The sequence below is a fragment of the Methylobacterium sp. E-025 genome (genome assembly GCF_022829705.1).
Taxonomy (GTDB): domain Bacteria; phylum Pseudomonadota; class Alphaproteobacteria; order Rhizobiales; family Beijerinckiaceae; genus Methylobacterium.
The window spans coordinates 1-16909 of record NZ_JAKSYR010000014.1 but is presented as its reverse complement, the minus strand read 5'-3'; the positions used below and the strand labels follow the sequence as shown (position 1 = coordinate 16909).

General features: G+C 71.6%; 17 protein-coding genes and 1 tRNA gene. 7 read left to right on the top strand and 11 right to left on the bottom strand.

Annotated features, from left to right (window positions below; translation table 11 throughout):
- The 3 genes from MKK64_RS00520 to MKK64_RS00510 form a co-directional block, all read left to right on the top strand.
- Positions 1 to 111, top strand: a 111-nt coding sequence (locus MKK64_RS00520) for an acyl-CoA dehydrogenase C-terminal domain-containing protein (protein ID WP_243931748.1), incomplete at its 5' end; no start/stop codon positions are given.
- Positions 112 to 323: 212 nt separating this feature from the next.
- Positions 324 to 1532: an acetyl-CoA C-acetyltransferase gene (locus MKK64_RS00515; protein ID WP_243931744.1), complete on the top strand. Its 1209-nt coding sequence runs from the start codon at positions 324 to 326 to the stop codon at positions 1530 to 1532.
- A gap of 110 nt (positions 1533 to 1642) precedes the next feature.
- Positions 1643 to 2164 (top strand): hypothetical protein, encoded by a 522-nt coding sequence (locus MKK64_RS00510; RefSeq protein ID WP_243931742.1) that lies wholly within the window; start codon positions 1643 to 1645, stop codon positions 2162 to 2164.
- Between the two features lie 42 nt (positions 2165 to 2206).
- Here MKK64_RS00510 and MKK64_RS00505 read toward each other — a convergent pair whose 3' ends face one another.
- On the bottom strand, positions 2207 to 2926 hold the full coding sequence (locus MKK64_RS00505; protein WP_243931746.1) for an EAL domain-containing protein: 720 nt from the start codon (positions 2924 to 2926) through the stop codon (positions 2207 to 2209).
- Positions 2927 to 3153: 227 nt separating this feature from the next.
- Between MKK64_RS00505 and MKK64_RS00500 the strand changes: the two genes are divergently transcribed.
- A complete protein-coding gene (locus MKK64_RS00500; protein ID WP_243931740.1) occupies positions 3154 to 5355 on the top strand; it encodes a 3-hydroxyacyl-CoA dehydrogenase NAD-binding domain-containing protein in 2202 nt (733 codons plus the stop codon).
- A gap of 78 nt (positions 5356 to 5433) precedes the next feature.
- Here MKK64_RS00500 and MKK64_RS00495 read toward each other — a convergent pair whose 3' ends face one another.
- From MKK64_RS00495 to MKK64_RS00485, 3 genes are all read right to left on the bottom strand, one after another.
- Positions 5434 to 6288, bottom strand: a complete 855-nt coding sequence (locus MKK64_RS00495) for a 3'-5' exonuclease (protein ID WP_243931738.1) — start codon at positions 6286 to 6288, stop codon at positions 5434 to 5436.
- A gap of 63 nt (positions 6289 to 6351) precedes the next feature.
- Positions 6352 to 8868 carry an NAD-dependent DNA ligase LigA gene (gene ligA, locus MKK64_RS00490; RefSeq protein WP_243931736.1) on the bottom strand — a complete coding sequence of 839 codons (2517 nt, stop codon included), beginning with the start codon at positions 8866 to 8868 and terminating at the stop codon, positions 6352 to 6354.
- 91 nt (positions 8869 to 8959) lie between these two features.
- Positions 8960 to 10324 (bottom strand): MFS transporter, encoded by a 1365-nt coding sequence (locus MKK64_RS00485; RefSeq protein WP_243931734.1) that lies wholly within the window; start codon positions 10322 to 10324, stop codon positions 8960 to 8962.
- A gap of 303 nt (positions 10325 to 10627) precedes the next feature.
- Here MKK64_RS00485 and MKK64_RS00480 point away from each other — a divergent pair, with 303 nt between their 5' ends.
- Both MKK64_RS00480 and MKK64_RS00475 read left to right on the top strand, forming a co-directional pair.
- The gene (locus MKK64_RS00480) at positions 10628 to 11320 is read left to right on the top strand and encodes a 4'-phosphopantetheinyl transferase family protein (RefSeq protein ID WP_243931732.1); all 693 of its coding nucleotides are present in this window, start codon (positions 10628 to 10630) and stop codon (positions 11318 to 11320) included.
- A gap of 92 nt (positions 11321 to 11412) precedes the next feature.
- Positions 11413 to 11489, top strand: a tRNA-Pro gene (locus MKK64_RS00475).
- Positions 11490 to 11615: 126 nt separating this feature from the next.
- Here MKK64_RS00475 and MKK64_RS00470 read toward each other — a convergent pair.
- Positions 11616 to 12356 carry a DUF3750 domain-containing protein gene (locus MKK64_RS00470; RefSeq protein WP_243931731.1) on the bottom strand — a complete coding sequence of 247 codons (741 nt, stop codon included), beginning with the start codon at positions 12354 to 12356 and terminating at the stop codon, positions 11616 to 11618.
- A 135-nt stretch (positions 12357 to 12491) separates the two neighbouring features.
- Here MKK64_RS00470 and MKK64_RS00465 point away from each other — a divergent pair, with 135 nt between their 5' ends.
- Positions 12492 to 12935, top strand: coding sequence for a DMT family transporter (locus MKK64_RS00465; protein ID WP_147843173.1), 444 nt, complete (start codon positions 12492 to 12494; stop codon positions 12933 to 12935).
- Between the two features lie 27 nt (positions 12936 to 12962).
- On the opposite strand, the gene MKK64_RS00460 is transcribed toward MKK64_RS00465, so the two are convergent.
- The 6 genes from MKK64_RS00460 to MKK64_RS00435 form a co-directional block, all read right to left on the bottom strand.
- A complete protein-coding gene (locus MKK64_RS00460; RefSeq protein WP_243931729.1) occupies positions 12963 to 13475 on the bottom strand; it encodes a MarR family winged helix-turn-helix transcriptional regulator in 513 nt (170 codons plus the stop codon).
- A 258-nt stretch (positions 13476 to 13733) separates the two neighbouring features.
- On the bottom strand, positions 13734 to 14117 hold the full coding sequence (locus tag MKK64_RS00455) for a CsbD family protein (RefSeq protein ID WP_243931727.1): 384 nt from the start codon (positions 14115 to 14117) through the stop codon (positions 13734 to 13736).
- A 104-nt stretch (positions 14118 to 14221) separates the two neighbouring features.
- Positions 14222 to 14425, bottom strand: a complete 204-nt coding sequence (locus tag MKK64_RS00450; RefSeq protein ID WP_147727116.1) for a CsbD family protein — start codon at positions 14423 to 14425, stop codon at positions 14222 to 14224.
- Positions 14426 to 14509: 84 nt separating this feature from the next.
- Entirely contained in the window at positions 14510 to 15421 is a 912-nt protein-coding gene (locus MKK64_RS00445; protein WP_147859722.1) for a PhnA-like protein, read from the bottom strand.
- A 38-nt stretch (positions 15422 to 15459) separates the two neighbouring features.
- On the bottom strand, positions 15460 to 15804 hold the full coding sequence (locus MKK64_RS00440) for a CsbD family protein (protein ID WP_243931725.1): 345 nt from the start codon (positions 15802 to 15804) through the stop codon (positions 15460 to 15462).
- A 305-nt stretch (positions 15805 to 16109) separates the two neighbouring features.
- Positions 16110 to 16909 (bottom strand): response regulator transcription factor (locus tag MKK64_RS00435; protein WP_243931723.1); only part of this gene is annotated, 800 nt, incomplete at its 5' end.

Sequence of the window (16909 nt, the reverse complement as noted above, 5' to 3'; positions counted from 1 at the left end):
GCCATCGGCCGGTTCTACATGGAGCGGGTGCTGCCCGAGACCGCGATGCGCTTCGGGCGGGTCAAGGCCGGCGCGGACACGACCATGGCCTTGCCGGCCGAGGCGTTCTAATCACGCCCTTCCCTCCCCCCTCTGCGGGGGAGGGTGGCCCGCGAAGCGGGTCGGGAGAGGGGAGCGACGGTTCCGGATACGGCGCTCCCCTCTCCCGACCCTCGCTGACGCGAGGCCCACCCTCCCCCGCAGAGGGGGGAGGGACACGAGGGAGCGTCGGACCGCGCAAGCCCTCGCTGTTGCCAAGTGGACAAAGACCCGAGGGAAACGCCATGACCGAGGCCTTCATCTACGACCACGTCCGCACCCCCCGCGGCCGCGGCAAGCCGGACGGGTCGCTGCACGAGGTCACGGCGCTCCGCCTGGCCGAGACGGCGTTGCGCGCGCTCAAGGACCGCAACGGCCTCGACACCCGAAAGGTCGACGACGTGGTGCTCGGCTGCGTCGACCCGGTCGGCGAGGCCGGCGGCGACATCGCCCGCGCCGCGGCGCTGGTCGCCGACTACGGCAACCACGTGCCGGGCGTGCAGATCAACCGCTTCTGCGCCTCGGGCCTCGACGCGATCAACTTCGCCGCCGCCCAGGTCATGGCCGGCCAGCACGACATGACGGTGGGCGGGGGCGTCGAGTCGATGAGCCGCGTCGGCCTCGGCGCCTCGGGCGGCGCCTGGCCGGTCGACCCGGCGATCGCGATCAAGTCCTACTTCATGCCCCAGGGCGTCTCCGCCGACCTGATCGCCACCAAGTACGGGTTCTCGCGCGACGATTGCGACGCCTACGCCGTGCAGTCCCAGACCCGTTCGGGCAGGTCCTGGGCCGAAGGCCTGTTCAAGGATTCGGTCGTGCCGGTGCGCGACGTGAACGGCATCACCCTGCTCGACCGCGACGAGCACATGCGGCCCGCGACCGACATGCAGTCGCTCGGGCAGCTGAAGGCCTCGTTCGTGCAGATGGGCCAGATGGGCGGCTTCGACGCGGTGGCGGTCGACGCGCATCCGGACGTCGAGGCGGTCGACCACGTCCACCATGCCGGCAACTCGTCGGGCATCGTCGACGGCGCCGCCGCGGTGCTGATCGGCTCGCGAGAGGCGGGCGTCGCCGCGGGCCTGAAGCCGCGTGCACGAATCCGCGCCTTCGCCAACATCGGCTCCGATCCGGCGCTGATGCTGACCGGCCCGGTCGACGTGACGAGGAAGGTGCTGGCGCGGGCCGGGATGCAGCTCTCCGACATCGACCTGTTCGAGGTCAACGAGGCCTTCGCCGCCGTGGTCCTGCGCTTCCAGCAGGCGTTCGACCTCGATCCGGCCAAGGTCAACGTCAACGGCGGCGCCATCGCCATGGGCCATCCGCTCGGCGCCACCGGCGCGATGATCCTAGGCACCGTGCTCGACGAGCTGGAGCGCACGGGCAAGGAGCGCGCCCTGGTGACCCTATGCATCGGCGCCGGCATGGGCACGGCGACGATCATCGAGCGGGTCTGACGCGGTCTCGAACCGGCCGGCGCGTTCCCTATTCGGCGCGAACGCTGCTAGAGCCGGCCCCGACCCGTGCCGGGAAACGGCGGGGACGACACGAACCTTTGGGAGAAACGATGACCCGCCTTCTCGCCACCCTGTGCCTGACGACCGCGCTCGCCCTGCCCATCGCCGCCCGCGCGGACGAGGCGGCCGACAAGGTCGCCGAGGCCAAGACGCTCGTCAGCAAGACGCTGATCAAGAACCTGAAGACCGGCTTCGACGCCGCGCTCGAGAAGACCGTCGCCGCGATGCCGGACGACAAGTCGGACTCCGTCCGCAAGGAACTGATGGCCGAGTTCGACAAGCAGAGCGGCATCATGGTCGAGGGCCTGTCGAAGGAATACGCGACCAAGTTCACGCTGGCCGAGCTCAAGCACCTCAACGAGATCTACGAGGACAAGACCTACCTCAAGTTCCAGGCCATCAACGCCGACCCGTCCTCGTCGGTGACGGCGATCTCGCAGGCTTCGGTGACGAAGCTGCTCAACATGCTGGCGATCGCGGCGGCCGGCGACAACACGCCGAAGGCCGGGGCTCCGATGCCTGCGCCGACTCCGGCACCCGCCCCGGCGCCCGCGCCGGCCCCGGCGCGCTGACGTCGGCGGCGGAGCGATCCGGGCATGGCCCCCCAGCCCAGCTCAGGCGGCCTGCGCGGATCGCTCCGACCCGGGAAAGCCCGCCACCTCCGGCAGGCCTTCGAACCGGGGCTTGGCGAAGTGATAGCCCTGGAACAGCGTGATCCCGAGGTCGCGCAGGGCGTCGAACTCGGCTTGCGTCTCGACGCCCTCGGCCAGCACCGAGACGTCGAGGCCGCGCGCGATGGCGACGAGGCCCGCCACGATCGCGCCGCGCCCGGCATCGGCGTCGATGCCGCGCAGCAGGTCCATGTCGATCTTGATCAGGTCGGTGCGGAAGTTCGCCAGCAGGCTCAGCCCGGCATAGCCGGCGCCGAAATCGTCCAGCGCGGTGAGGAAGCCCTGGCGCCGGTACTCGGCGATGATGCGCTTCACGTGGGCGATGTCGCGGAAGCGCTCGTTCTCGGTGAACTCGAACATGATCCGGCGGTGCTCGAAGCCGACCCGGCGCGCGGCCTCGAGCGAGGCGCGGATGCAGGCCGCCGGCTCGTACACGGCGTTGGGCATGAAGTTGATCGACAGGCGCGTCCGGTCGTCCTTCGGGAACAGGCGCCCGGCGAGCTCGATCGCCTTGACCCGGGCGGCCTGGTCGAAGCGGTAGCGCGTCTCGTCGGTCACGCGGTCGAGGATCGAGGCCGCCGACTGTCCTTCCGGCCCGCGGACAAGGGCCTCGTAGCCCCAGACGCGGCCGTCGACCGTGTCCAGGATCGGCTGGAACGCCATGGTGAAGGCGAAGCCGAGTTCCTCGCCGTTGCGGCAGGCCCGGCACTTCCCGGCGGTCGCCTTCCCGTCGGCCGGCGCGGCGTCGGCTGGTCTGGCATCGGCACGCTCGGCATCGACGATCATGGGCTAGTTTCCGTTGCTCGACCCCCTCAAGCCTTCTGAAGAGCAAGTATCTCCACACTGTTAACGCGCCGGACTACATGCGTTCGGTCATCCGAGGATCAGCGATGAATCTCCAGAACTTTCGCTTCGAGACCGATGCCGACGGCGTCGCCCTGGCCGTCTGGGATTGCCCCGGCCGCTCGATGAACGTCATCACGCAAGCCGTGATCGACGAGATCGAGGCGATCGTCGACGCGGTCGTCGCCGATCCGGCCGTGAAGGGCTGCGTCATCACCTCGGGCAAGGACAACTTCTCGGGCGGCGCCGACCTCACGATGCTGCAGGGCCTCGGGCTCGAATACGAGAAGCTCAAGCGCGAGCAGGGCGAGGAGCCCGCCATGCGCCACTTCTTCGAGGCGTCGCGCCGGCTCTCGCTGGTGTTCCGCAAGCTCGAGACCTCCGGCAAGCCCTTCGCGGCGGCGGTGAGCGGGCTCTGCCTCGGCGGCGCGTTCGAGCTGGCGCTGTCCTGCCATCACCGCGTGGTCTCGGACGACCCGAAGACCCGGGTCGGCCTGCCCGAGATCAAGGTCGGGCTGTTTCCCGGCGGCGGCGGCACCCAGCGCGTCGCGCGGCTGATGCAGACCGGCGACGCCCTGCAGATGCTGTTCAAGGGCGAGCAGATCCGCCCGGCGATGGCCAGGAGCATGGGCCTCGTCCACGAGGTCGCGGACAAGGACGAGATCGTGGCCAAGGCTAAGGCCTGGATCCTCGCCGGCGGCTCGGCGGTGGCGCCCTGGGACGTGCCGAAGTTCAAGGCCCCGTCGGGCAAGGTCTATTCGCCGGCCGGCATGATGATCTGGCCCCCGGCCAACGCGATCTACCGGCGCGAGACGCACGACAACTACCCGGCGGCGAAGGCGATCCTGGCCTCGGTCTACGAGGGCCTGCAGCTGCCGATGGACCTCGGCCTCAAGGTCGAAAGCCGCTACTTCGCGATGATCCTGCGCACCAAGGAGGCGGCGGCGATGATCCGCACGCTGTTCATCTCGATGGGCGAGCTGAACAAGGGCGCGCGCCGCCCGAAGGACGTGCCCGCCACCAGCCTGCGCAAGGTCGGCGTGGTCGGCGCCGGCTTCATGGGCGCCGGCGTCGCCTACGTCACCGCCAATGCCGGCCTCGAGGTGGTGCTCGTCGACCAGTCGACCGAGGCGGCCGAGAAGGGCAAGGCCTACGCCCACGCGCTGATCACCGGGCAGATCAACAAGGGTCGCGCCAAGACCGCCGACCGCGACGCGCTGCTCGCCCGCATCCAGGCGTCGGCCGACTACGCGGATCTCGCCGATTGCGACCTCGTCATCGAGGCGGTGTTCGAGGACCCGAAGGTGAAGGCCGAGGTGATCGCCAAGGTCGAGGCGGTGATCGGCCCCGACACGATCTTCGCCTCCAACACCTCGACGCTGCCGATCTCCGGCCTCGCCAAGGCGTCCTCGCGCCCGGAAGCCTTCGTCGGCATCCACTTCTTCTCGCCGGTCGAGAAGATGATGCTCGTCGAGATCATCAAGGGCGAGGCCACCGGCGACCGGGCGCTCGCCACCGCGCTGGACTACGTCCGCACGGTGAAGAAGACGCCGATCGTCGTGAACGACGCCCGTGGCTTCTTCGCCAACCGCTGCGTCGGCGCCTACATCCTGGAAGGGCACAAGATGCTCAACGAGGGCGTGCCGCCCGCGATGATCGAGAACGCCGGCAAGATGGCCGGCATGCCGGTCGGCCCGCTCTCGCTCAACGACGAGGTCGCCCTCGACCTCGGCCTGAAGATTGCCAAGGCGACGGAGGCGCAGCTCGGCCCGGACGCGGTCGACCCGGCGCAGAAGGCGCTGCTCGTCGAGCTCGTCGAGAACCAGGGGCGGCTCGGGCGCAAGAACCGGAAGGGCTTCTACGACTACCCGGAGGGCGCGCCGAAGCGTCTGTGGCCCGGGCTGAAGGACCTGCAGCCGACCCACCTCGACCCGGACACCCTCGACATCGCCGAGCTGAAGCACCGGCTCCTCGTGGTCCAGGCGCTGGAGGCCGCGCGCACGGTGGGCGAGGGCGTCATCACCGATCCGCGCGAGGCCGACGTCGGCTCGATCCTCGGCTTCGGCTTCGCCCCGTTCACCGGCGGCGCCCTGTCCTACATCGACTTCATGGGCGCGAAGGACTTCGTCGCCCTGGCCGAGGGGCTTGAGGCCAAGCACGGCCCGCGCTTCGCGGTGCCCGACAACCTGCGCGCCATGGCCGAGAGCGGCGGCACGTTCTACGGCGAGGCGGCGAAGCAGGCGGCGTGATCGCCCTTTCCTTCCCCCACTTCAGGGGGAGGGAGCTCACGGCATCGTGGGCGTTTGGATTCAAGACGGCGTCCCGTCTCACCCCACCGCGGCCAGCCGGCGCCGCAGCACCTCGACGTCGGCGTGGTTGTTCGACAGCAGGTCGGTGATGTCGCCGACGACGAGCGCCTTCACGTGGCGGCAGCGCACTCCGTGGCGGCCGGCCATGCAGGTGCAGCGCAGCATCAAGCCGCTCCTGCGGTCCTCCAGCGAGACCTCGTAGCGGTTGCCGGTGCTGCCGCGCATGGCGAAGCGCAGCGCGTCCGGCTCGGCCGGCTTGAGCGCCCGCAGGATGCGGCCGCTGATCGCGCCGGCGCCCGCCCGCGGGATCGCGGCGGTCCCGTCGATCCGCGTCGCCGGCAGCGACAGCACCCGCGACAGGTCGGGCACGTCCGCGGCCTCCGTCTGCCGGACGGCCGCGAGCGCGATCTCGGCGCAGGCATAGGCGTCCTCGCCGGCGTCGTGGTGCTCGAACCGGATGCCGAGGCGGCGGGCGACCTTGCCGAGGCCGCAGCCCTCCGGGTCCGGGAACACGCGGCGGGCGACCTGCACCGTGCAGAGGTAGCGCAAGGGGGGCGCCGGCAGCCCGCAGGCCTGGAGCGAGGCCCGCAGCACGCCGATGTCGAAGCTCGCGTTGTGGGCGAGGATCAGCCCGCCGGCGAGGTCGGGCAGGAACTCGGCGACCGCCTCGCCGAAATTCGGCTTGTCGCGCACGTCGGCCGGGACGATCCCGTGGACGCGGATGTTGCCGGGCGAGAACCGCAGCTCCGGCGGCCGGATCAGCCGGGACGCGCGCCGGACCACGCGGCCCCCCTCGATCCAGGCGAGCCCGATCGCGCAGGCGCTGTCGCGCCGCTCGTTGGCGGTCTCGAAATCGAGGGCGACGACGGTCATGTGCCTGAACGGGACGGCCGCGGGGGTGTCATGACCCAGGTCTATGACCCGCGGACTCGCGCTTCAAGCGCCTGCGACCATCGCGAGCCATTCGTCTTCCGAGACGACGCGCACCCCGTGCTTCTCGGCATCCTTCAGCTTCGAGCCGGCGCCGGGGCCGGCGACGACGAGGTCGGTCTTCGCCGAGACCGAGCCCGAGACCTTCGCCCCGAGACGTTCCGCGGTGGCCTTGGCCTCGTTGCGGGTCATCTTCTCCAGCGTTCCGGTGAAGACCACGGTCTTGCCCGAGAACGCCGCCGTGCGCGCGGCCGCCTCCATCGGCGCCACCGTCACCTCGGCGAGCAGCGCCGAGACGGCGGCGTCGTTGTGCGGCTCGGAGAAGAACGCGATCAGCGAGTCGGTCGCCACCGGGCCGATCTCGCCGTCGTCGGCGAAGACCCGGTAGGCGTCCCCGGGTCGCTGCTCGGCCGCGCGCGCGATCGCCGCCCGGGCGGCGTCCAGGCTGCCGTAATGGGCGATCAGGCTGGCGCGCTGGCTGGTGCTGAACCGGATCCTGCCGGCGTCCGCCGGCGGGGCTTCGCCCTCCTCGGCATCGCCCGCTTCCGCCGGAGGTTCCGCGTCAGCCGAATGTGCCGCTTCGCCCGGCAGGCCGGCCTCGAGCAGCCGGTCGCGGGTGGTCGGCCCGATCCGCGGCACCGCTGAGAGCTCGATCCAGTCCGGCCCGGCCTGCGCGTCGGCCGCCGCCCGCAGCGCCGTCTTCAGCTCCGAAAAGTCCGAGAACCGCTTGGCCAGGGCCTTGGCGGTCGATTCGCCGATGTCCGGGATGCCGAGGGCGAACAGGAAGCGGTTCATCGGCAAGCTGCGGCGCTCGGCGACCGCCGCGAGCAGGTTGTGGATCGCCTTGTCCTCCTCCTCGCCCTTCTTCTTGGTCGGCTTCTTCGGCGCCGGCGCCCCCTCCGCCCGGCGCTCCGCCGACAGGGCCTCGCGCCGCGCGACGATCGCCGCCTTCAGCGGCTCGAATTCGAGGGTGAACAGGTCGGCGGGTTGTTTCACGAGCCCGGCCTCGAACAGCACCTCGATGTAGGTCTGCCCGAAGCCTTCGAGGTCGAAGCCGTTGCGCGAGACGAAGTGCTTCAGCCGCTCGACCCCTTGGGCCGGGCAGATCAGCCCGCCGGTGCAGCGCCGCACCGCGTCGGGCTTTCCGGTGCGCGGGTTGATCTCGCGGACCGCCTTGCTGCCGCAGGCCGGGCAGGTCTCGGGAAAGTCGAAGGGCTTCGCGTCGGCTGGGCGCTTCTCCAGCACCACGTCCATCACTTTCGGGATCACGTCGCCGGCCCGCAGCACCACCACGGTGTCGCCGACGCGGATGTCGCGGCCGTCGCGGATCGGCTCGCCGTCGCCGCCGACGCCCTTGACGTAGCCCTCGTTGTGCAGCGTCGCGTTCGAGACCACGACGCCGCCGACCGTCACCGGGCGCAGGCGCGCGAGCGGGTTGAGCGAGCCGGTGCGGCCGACGTTGATGTCGATGCCCTCGACCACCGTGAACGCTTCCTGCGCCGCGAACTTGTGGGCCAGGGCCCAGCGCGGGCTCCGCGACACGAAGCCGAGCCGCTTCTGCAGGGCGAGGTCGTCGACCTTGTAGACGACGCCGTCGATGTCGTAGCCCAGCGTCGGCCGGTCGGCCTCGATCCGCCGGTAATGCGCGATCATGCCGGCCGCGTCCGTGCAGGTGACGGTCAGCGGGTTCACCGGCAGGCCCCACGCGCGGAACCGGTCCATCACCCCCGATTGCGTTCCCTCGAACGGCGGCACCACCTCGCCCCAGGCGTAGGCGAAGAACTTCAGCGGCCGCGCGCCGGTGATCGACGGATCGAGCTGGCGCAGCGAGCCGGCGGCGGCGTTGCGCGGGTTGGCGAAGAGCGGCTTGCCCGCCGCCTCCTGGCGGGCGTTGATCGCGGCGAAATCGGCGTGCGAGAGGTAGACCTCGCCGCGCACCTCGCAGACCGCCGGCCAGCCGCTGCCGGCGAGCGCCTGGGGGATGTCCTCGACCGTGCGGGCGTTGGCCGTGACGTTCTCGCCGGTCTCCCCGTCGCCGCGGGTGGCGGCGGTGACGAGGCGCCCGTCCTCGTAGCGCAGCGACAGCGAAAGACCGTCGATCTTCGGCTCGGCCGTGAAGGCGAGCGGTTCCTCCGGGCGGTTGAGGAAGCGGCGCACGCGGGCGACGAACTCCTCGACCTCCGCGTCGGCGAAGGCGTTGCCGAGGGAAAGCATCGGCACCGCATGGCGCACCTTGGCGAACTTCTCGGAGGGCTTCGCGCCCACCGACGCGCTGGCGATGCCGGTGCCGGCAAGGTCGGGGACCTGCGCTTCCAGCGTCTCCAGTTCCCGGCGCAGGGCGTCGTAGGCGGCGTCCGAGATCTCGGGCGCGTCCTCCTGGTGGTAGAGCCGGTCGGCCTCGGCGATCTCGGCGGAGAGCGCGGCGTGGCGCGCCCGCGCCGCCTCGGCGGTGAGCGTGTCGGCCTCCGGCGCGACGGATTCAACGCGGGCCGATTTCGGGGCGGCAGGCTGGGGCTTCGGCATCGGGCTCGAGACTTCCGCAGGGGGCGATCGGGCTTCTAACCGATTTCCCCCCGACCGGGATCACTTGGAGACCGGGCCGAAGCGTCGCGATTCACAGCGATCGCGCATCGCCGGGCCGCTGCCGCGGCAGGATCAGGTCCGGGCGCCGGACCAGCGCCGCCGCGCCGACGAGGACCAGCCCGGCAAGGAGGGTGACCCCCGACAGCGGCAGCACCGGCGCCAGCACGCCCGAGGCCGCCCCGCCCGCGACGGAGCCGAGGTTCATCACCGCCATGAACACCTCGAACTGCGTCGCCGCGCCGGCCCGGCCTCGGCTCGCCTGCATCAGCGCCGGCACCAGGGCGACGATCAGCAGGCCGGGCAGGACGTTGGTGAAGCCGAGGATCAGCGGGCCGGCCGATCCGGCGAAGCCGCCCGCGATCAGGCACGCGGTGGCGAGGAACGCGGCGGCACTCGCCGCGAACAGGGTCCGCAGGGCCGGCAACGGCCCGGCGCGGTCGCACCACAGGCCGATGCCGAGCGCTCCCAGGGTTCCGCCGGCGAAGGCGAGGCCGGCCTGGAGCCGCGACAGCTCGGCGGCATCCCAGCCCTGCGCCTGGACGAGATCGACCGAGAACGGCAGCTCGAACAGGGCGAGCGCCCCGTCGACCGAGAAGCACAGGGCGACGAGCCGGAGGGCGTTCGGCCGGCGCAGGCCCAGGGCCAGCCGGCGCAGGAACCGCGCGAACGGGACCTTCCGCCCGCCCCCCGCGCTCGGCCGCCGCGCCGGCGAGAGCAGGGCGTCGCCCGGCGCCTCGCGCACCAGCAGGATCGGCAGGCCGGCGAGGATGGCGGCCGCGAGCAGGCAGGCGGTGCTGAACCCGAACCCGTAGGCGGCGAGCAGCCAGCCGAACAGGCCGGCGCCGAGGCTGGTGCCGGCGACGAAGCCGGCCCGCGTGCAGGCGCTCATCCGCCCGAGCTCGCCCGGCGGGACATGGTCCATCACCATCCGGTCGCAGGCGGTGTCGAGCAGGGCGGCGAAGGTGCTGTGCACGAGGAAGACGCCCCCCAGAGCGCCGAGCGCGCGGGCGTCCGGCACCAGCAGCAGCCCGGCGAGCGCCGCGTGGCAGCCGAGGATCGCGAGCACGCTCCAGGCCCGGCGCCGCCCCATCGCGAACCCGCTCGCCCGGTCGACCAGCGGCCCCCACAGGATCGGCTGCACCGTCCAGGGCAGGCCGGCGATGGCGAAGTGGACGCCCACCTCGGCGCTCGACACGCCCTGCGCCGCGAGATGGTTGGCGAGCGCGGTCAGCGAGAACCCGGCGACCAGCCCCTGGTAGAGATAGGTGGCGAAGAACACGCCGTAGCGGGCGCCGCGATCTTGCAGGGTCGGCAGCCGCATGCCGAAGCTTGCGATCGCGACGGCGCTTCCGGCTTGCGGGGCCGCCCGCGCCGGTGGATCCTCCGCGCCGCTCATTCCCGAAGGCTCCTCATTGCACGCAGATCCGCCCCGCTCGTCCGGCCTCGACCATACGATAGCGCGCGGCAACGCACGCGCGTTTCTCCCTCCCCCCTCTGCGGGGGAGGGTTGGCCTCGCGTCAGCGAGGGTCGGGAGAGGGGAGCGACAGTGCCGGATACGGCGCTCCCCTCTCCCGACCCGCTTCGCGGGTCACCCTCCCCCGCAGAGGGGGGAGGGAAGTACGCGTCGCCGGCTTCGGCGTATGTCTTGTGAACGGTGCCTGGGTCGTCACCGAACCCGGACCCAGCACGGTGATCCGGGTGTGGAGCATCGATCTCGCCCTGTCGGCGGGCCAGCTCGCGCGCTGCGACGCGTGGCTTTCGCCTGACGAGGCCGCCCGGGCGGATCGCTTCCTGCGTGCGGAGGACCGCGACCGTTTTCGCGCGAGCCACGCGGCGCTGCGCCTGATCCTCGCCCCGGCCCTCGGCTTGGGGGGCGACGCGCTCGCCTTCACGGCGGGGCCGGCCGGCAAGCCGGAGCTGGCCGGCGCGCTGGCCGGGAGCCTGCGCTTCAACCTGTCGCATTCGGGCACCCGCGCCCTCGTCGGGGTCTCGCCCACGGCCGCGATCGGCGTCGATGTCGAGGCGGTCCGCCCGATCCCGGACGTCCTGCGCATCGCCCGCGCGCACTTCGCGCCCTGGGAAGCCGAGGCGCTGGCGGCCCTGCCGCCGGAGGCGCTCGGTCTCGCCTTCACCGGCCTGTGGACGCGCAAGGAGGCGGTGGTGAAGGCGCTGGGCGCCGGCCTGTCGCTGCCGCTGGACCGCTTCGCCCTGACCCTGCCGCCGGCGCCGCCGCGCCTCGTCGCGATCGCCGGCGACGACCCGCAGGCCTGGAGCCTCCACCACCTCGAGCCCGGACCCGGCACGGTCGGCGCCGCGGCGATCCGGGCGCCGGGCGCGGCCATCGCCCGCTGCGCCCTGCCGCCGGATTGGCCGGACCGCCCCCCGCGCTGATCGCCCGCGAAACGCACTGCTCCGCGAGATGCCGCTTGCGGCCCGCCCGGGTGCCGGCTATACCCCCGCTCGCTGGCGAAGCCGCCGGCTTTCGGAGTGTAGCGCAGTCTGGTAGCGCACCACGTTCGGGACGTGGGGGTCGCAGGTTCAAATCCTGCCACTCCGACCAAATTTCCCGAGAGTTCGCAGTCTCCTACTGCTCCCCTTCGGACCTGCCATCCGGTCGTGACTCGCTTTTCGCGCGGGCGCCCGGTCGAAACCTGGTTCCGCGCGCCGCGTCGAACCGCGCGAGGCCTCAGACGCCGAGGCGGCCGAGGCCCGGCAGCTTGAGGCCGGGACGGCGGATGTCGAGGCCGGCGACCGCGCCGAGGATGTTGACCTCGAGGCCCTCGACCCAGCCGACCGTCAGCCCGAGATAGCCGCCGAGATTGATCCGGAAGCCGGTGCCCGAGGGCGTCGGGCCGGCCCAGCGGCCGTCATAGGGAAAATCCTTGCCGATCGCCGTCGCCGGCAGGCTCGCGCGCATCTCCGGGACGGAGCTCATCACCGCCGCCACGAAGGTGTTCGAGTTCGGCCCGGGCCAGAGGTGGTAGTCGCCGAGCTTCGCGTAGCGGTAGTTGGCGATGGTCTCGCGGATGCGCGGCAGCATCCGTTCCGCCTCGGCGCCGTCGGCGGCGAAGACCAGCTCCGGCGTGCTGCCGAACCAGCGCCCGTCCGGCACGAACCGGTCGACCCAGATCGGCATGCCCCAGGCGGTGTAGTCAAACCGCTTGTAGGCGCGGTCGCCGGCCCCCTTCACCACGATCCAGCTGTGGCTCGCGATGATGCCGCGCCAGCTCACCGTGCGGGCCGAGAACACCCGCACCACGGCCTCGGGGTTTTGCGCGGCCGGCCGGAGCAGCCCGGCGCTCGAGCGGTCGGCAGTGCGCCAGTCGGCGATGTCGTTCCGCAGGTAGTACAGGGCTGCCGACACCGCGATCGGCGCGAGGAACACGATCACGAAGACGAGGAGAGCGATTCGGAGCAAGCGGGTCATGTCCAGGCGTGGCGGGGTGCCTCGGATCTAGGAACCTCGCCGGGCGGTTGGCAGAGCGGTGCGGCGTCATCGCGCCTCGGCCGCCCGTGCCCCGTTGCCCCTCCGTCGGTTGCCCTTCGGCCCAGGATTTTTCGCATGTGGTACCTCTACGGCGTCGTCCTGATCGCGGGCATCGCCAACGCGATCCAGCCGGGCCAGAACGCGGCCCTGGCCAAGGGCTTCTCGCAGCCGCTCACCGCCGGGCTCGTCGTCGGGATCTGCACGGCGACCACCGTTCTCGTCGTCGGGCTCGTCTCCGGCCGGCTCGCCTGGCCGTCGTCCGAAGACCTGGCCACGGTCCCGTGGTGGGGATGGTTCGGCGGCGTGTTCGGCGGCGGCATCGTCATCACGCAGCTGCTCGTCGCGCGCCAGATCGGCGCCGGCGCCTTCCTCGGCCTGCTGGTGACGGCGGGCGTCGTCGCCTCGGTCCTGCTCGATCACTTCGGCTGGGTCGGCTTCGCGGTGCATCCGGCGACGCCGTGGCGGATCCTCGGCGGCGTCCTGATGATCGGCGGGGTCGCCCTCGTCGCCCTGTTCTGAACCGGTGCGCAGGCAGCGGGCGCAGGATCAGCTCGCGTCGTCGCGCGCCTTGCCGCCCGCAAAAGCCTCGCGAAACCCTGGCGTCGCCAGGGCGCCGAGGATGTCGCGCAGGGCCTCGGTGCGCGCCTGCCCGAAAGCCGCCTCGAAGCGCGCCTGCGCGTCCTGCCAGAGCGGGATCGTCTGCTCCAGCTTGGCCGCGCCGAGGTCGGTCAGCGCCACGCGGCGGACGCGGCGGTCGGCCGCGTCCGGGACGAGGCGGAGATAGCCGTCCCGGACCAGCGGCTTCAGGGTGTGGCCGAGGCCGGACAGGTCCATCACCATCGCCTCGGCGAGCTGCCCCATGGTCGGGCTTCCCATCGCGCGGACAGTGACGAGGAGGCTGTGCTGGGTCGTTCGCAGGCCGCCGGGCGCCAGCACCTCGTCGTAGAGCTGCCCGATGTTTCGGGTCGCCCTGCGCAGCGCCGCGTTGCTGCACCGGCTCCGCGGGGCGATCGCGCAGCCGGTCGTCGCGTCGGTGCGGGCTCGCGTGCCCTTCGCCATCGTTCGCCTCGCGCCCCGGCCGGCTGGCCCGGCTGCCCGCAATTACCGGCATATGCATGCGTATAGCGGGAATCGAGCCCGGCCGTCAGTCCCGTCGCGGGATACGGCCGGATGCCGAAGCTTCGGAGCCCGGAAGGGGTCAGCGCGGACGGCGCCCGGCGCCCCCGCCGAAGCGGCGGCCGACATAGGCGATCAGCTTCGGCACGATGAAGGCGGTGAGGAGCTTGCGGATCATGGAATCTGTCCTGTCTCTGGCGGTCAGCGCGCCGGGCGGAGCAGCCAACCGGCGGCGAAGGCCACCGCGGCGAGCGCGAGGAGGGTGGTGGCGTGGTTCTCGTCGGCATAGCCGAGGGCCTGGCGGCCATAGGTCTCGCTGCGGCGGCGTGCGTCGCGCGCGTAGCGGCTGCCGTCGTCGATGAGGCTCTCTCCGCGGCGGCGGGCTTCGCGGGCGAGGTGGGTTCCGTCCTCGATCACGTCCTCGGCCCGGTCGCGGGCGCGGCCGTAGGCGTACTGCGCGCCGCCGGCGACCTGATCGACCGCGCCGCGGACCTGGCGCCCGGCCTCGCCGGTGATGCCGCCGAGGGTGGATTGGGCGCGGCCCTTGAGGTGGCGCTTGGCGCCCCGGTATTCGTCGCGGTTCATGGTCGGCATCCGTCGGTTCGGGTGGAAAGGTGCGGGACGGCATCGGCTGCCGTCCCGCATCGTCGGATCGGCAAGACGCGCGTCCCTCGGGACGCGGGCTTCGCTCAGAACTTGCTCTTCACCTTGTCGGCGAGGTTCTGGGCGCCGTCCTTGGCATCGCCGACGGTCTTCTGGGCTTCGCCCTTCAGCTCCTGCGCCTTGCCCTCGGCGACGAGCTTGTCGTTGCCGGTGACGTTGCCGACGCCCTGCTTGACGTTGCCGACGGCCTCGTTGGCCAGGCCCTTGATCTTGTCGGTGGTGCTGCTCATTGAAAACGCTCCTTGTGCGATGTCATGGGAACCGGCCGATCCGACCGGCGGGAGGTCGGCCCCGGCGTGCCGGGGCCGGAGGGGTCAGGCGCGACGGGTGGTGCCGTAGGCCAGCGCCGGGTTGACGGCGCCGAAGCGGCCGCCGAGGAAGCCGGCGAGCGCGCCGAGGATCAGCGCGAGGGCGCCGTAGAACGCGCCCTGCGTGGCCGCGCTGCGGGCGGCCTCGGCCGCGACCTTGGCCTTCTGCTTGGCGTCGGCGACGGCGGCGTCGTACTGCTTCTCGTAGTCCTGGATCTGCGTCTTGGCCTGGTCGGTCGGGATGCCCTGGGCCTTGGCCAGCGCGTCGGCGGCGCGGTTCTCGGCCTGGGCCTTCTGGGCCGGATCGCCCGAGAGCAGGGCGCGGACCGCCGAGGCGGCGGCATCGCGCAGGGCCTGCGGGTCCTGGCCGGCCGCCTGCTGGCGCACCGTGTTCTCGATCCCGTCGAGCGGGTTCGAGATCTTGGACAGCGAGGGCGCCGCGGCCTGGGCGGCCGTCTGCACGGTGCCGCCGACGAGCGAGCCGGCGCCGCCGAGGGTGCTGGTCACCGCGCCGAACGCGCCGCCGACGAGGCCGCCGACGGCGGAGCTGAGCAGGTACAGCACGACGAGGGTGCTCACCGCCCAGGAGACGAGGCCGTGATAGCCGGCGGTGGCGGCGACGGGCTTGCCCGAGAGGCGACCGGCGAGGAAGCCGCCGACGAGGGCCGCGACGATGCCGGACACGACGAACCAGACGCCGGCGCCCATCGACAGGGTCGAGGCGGCGGGGTTGTCACCGGCGGGATAGCCGACGCTGGACAGGCCGACGCCGACGCCGACCATGTTCAGGATGACCTGCACCACCAGCGCCAGGACGGCGCCGGCGAAGATCGCGCCCCAGGACGCCTGGTGCAGGTGGACGGTGGAGGCTGCGCTCGCCGCGACGGGGGCGGCGGAAATGTTGGACGATGTGGCCACGGTATGCTCCGAAAGACTTGACGCGACGACGAGGGCTGTCAGCGGCGGGAATGGATGAGGAGGGCGAGGCCGTAGCCGACGGCTCCGGCGATCATCAGGGCGACGAAGGGGCTTTCCTCGACCTGATGGCTGACGGCGCGACGGCCCTGGCGGAGGTAGTGGCCGCTGTTCTCGTAGGCGTCCTCGGCGTAGTCCGAGGCTTCGCCGGCGACGTGCCGGACGGCGTCCTTGGCCTGGCCGTAGAGGTTCTCGGCCGACCCCTGGGCTTCGCGGAAGCGGCCCTCGACCGAGTCGTTCCGCGATCCGACGAGATCGCCGACGGCGCCCTGTGCCTTGCCCGCAAATTCTTTCGCTGCGCCCGTGACGCGATCCGTATCGACCATGATGCTCGTCCTGTTGCTTCGAGGTGTGGGAGACGTGTGCGGCGTGTCGCCCGGGCTACGGCATGCGCGTGGACCCGGACGTCGCGTCGGACTTCGAAAAAACTCGTGTTCGCTTCGATCTCGGCCGTGGCGCGCAGGTCGCCGGCGGCTGCGCGATCGAGCTGAGGGCGCGATCCGCACAGATCGCTTGCGGTTCGATGCGGCGGGTTGCTGCCCCTGTTCTTGTTGGTCTTGCCTTTATCCTTCGGAGATGGTGACACCCATCGAACAGGCAATGGTATAAAACTACTGGTATTCTGATTTATTCATGTCGGGATGGTCGCCGGCAGGCCGTGCTCGCGCGCCCACACGATCACCTCCGAGCGCTTGTGCAGGCCGAGCTTGCGGTAGAGCGCGGCGGTGTGGTTGCGGACGGTGTTGCGCGACAGGTTCAGCCGCTTGGCGATGGCATCGTCGCTCAGCCCGGCGCAGACCAGGCCGAGCATCTGGCGCTCGCGCACCGTGAGGCTGAGGGTCGGATCCTCGGCGCTCGCCTCGCCCGGGTGGCGCAGGCTCGCGAGCTTCTCGATCAGGCCGCGGCTGAACCAGGAGGTGTCGGCCATCACCGCCTCGATCGCGACGAACAGGTCGCGCTCGGAGCGCTTGCGCTCGGTGATGTCCTGCAGCACCGCCAGCACGAACGCCTCGTCGTTGATGGTGACGCGCTCGGCGGAGACGAGGCAATCGAGGTCTCCGGCCTCCTGGGCGTGCAGGCAGGTCTCCAGCCCGAGGACGGAGCCGGTGCGGATCACCGCGGATTCGAAGCGCTGACGGGCCGCATCCTTGGTCCAGAGACCGATCTCCTCCGGCGTGCGGCCGACGACCTTGTCCTGGCCGTAGCCGAACACCCGGGTGAAGGCCTCGTTGATGCCGGTGACCGCGAAGCCGTCGGCCCGGCACAGCATGGTCGGCACGGGCGTGAGCTGGAACGCCTTGGCGAAGCGCTCCTCGCTCTGGCGCAGCGCCGTCTCGGCCTTCTTGCGCAGCTCGAGGTCGGCGAAGGTGAACAGCATGCACGGCTCGTCGCCCAGCTCCATCGGCTGGCCGGCGACGATCACGAACCGTG

Coding starts and splice junctions, on each gene's coding strand:
- MKK64_RS00515 (WP_243931744.1), top strand. CDS start 324: ATGACCGAGGCCTTCATCTACGACCACGTCCGCACCCCCCGCGGCCGC.
- MKK64_RS00510 (WP_243931742.1), top strand. CDS start 1,643: ATGACCCGCCTTCTCGCCACCCTGTGCCTGACGACCGCGCTCGCCCTG.
- MKK64_RS00505 (WP_243931746.1), bottom strand. CDS start 2,926: ATGGCGTTCCAGCCGATCCTGGACACGGTCGACGGCCGCGTCTGGGGC.
- MKK64_RS00500 (WP_243931740.1), top strand. CDS start 3,154: ATGAATCTCCAGAACTTTCGCTTCGAGACCGATGCCGACGGCGTCGCC.
- MKK64_RS00495 (WP_243931738.1), bottom strand. CDS start 6,288: ATGACCGTCGTCGCCCTCGATTTCGAGACCGCCAACGAGCGGCGCGAC.
- ligA (WP_243931736.1), bottom strand. CDS start 8,868: ATGCCGAAGCCCCAGCCTGCCGCCCCGAAATCGGCCCGCGTTGAATCC.
- MKK64_RS00485 (WP_243931734.1), bottom strand. CDS start 10,324: ATGAGCGGCGCGGAGGATCCACCGGCGCGGGCGGCCCCGCAAGCCGGA.
- MKK64_RS00470 (WP_243931731.1), bottom strand. CDS start 12,356: ATGACCCGCTTGCTCCGAATCGCTCTCCTCGTCTTCGTGATCGTGTTC.
- MKK64_RS00465 (WP_147843173.1), top strand. CDS start 12,492: ATGTGGTACCTCTACGGCGTCGTCCTGATCGCGGGCATCGCCAACGCG.
- MKK64_RS00460 (WP_243931729.1), bottom strand. CDS start 13,475: ATGGCGAAGGGCACGCGAGCCCGCACCGACGCGACGACCGGCTGCGCG.
- MKK64_RS00455 (WP_243931727.1), bottom strand. CDS start 14,117: ATGAACCGCGACGAATACCGGGGCGCCAAGCGCCACCTCAAGGGCCGC.
- MKK64_RS00450 (WP_147727116.1), bottom strand. CDS start 14,425: ATGAGCAGCACCACCGACAAGATCAAGGGCCTGGCCAACGAGGCCGTC.
- MKK64_RS00440 (WP_243931725.1), bottom strand. CDS start 15,804: ATGGTCGATACGGATCGCGTCACGGGCGCAGCGAAAGAATTTGCGGGC.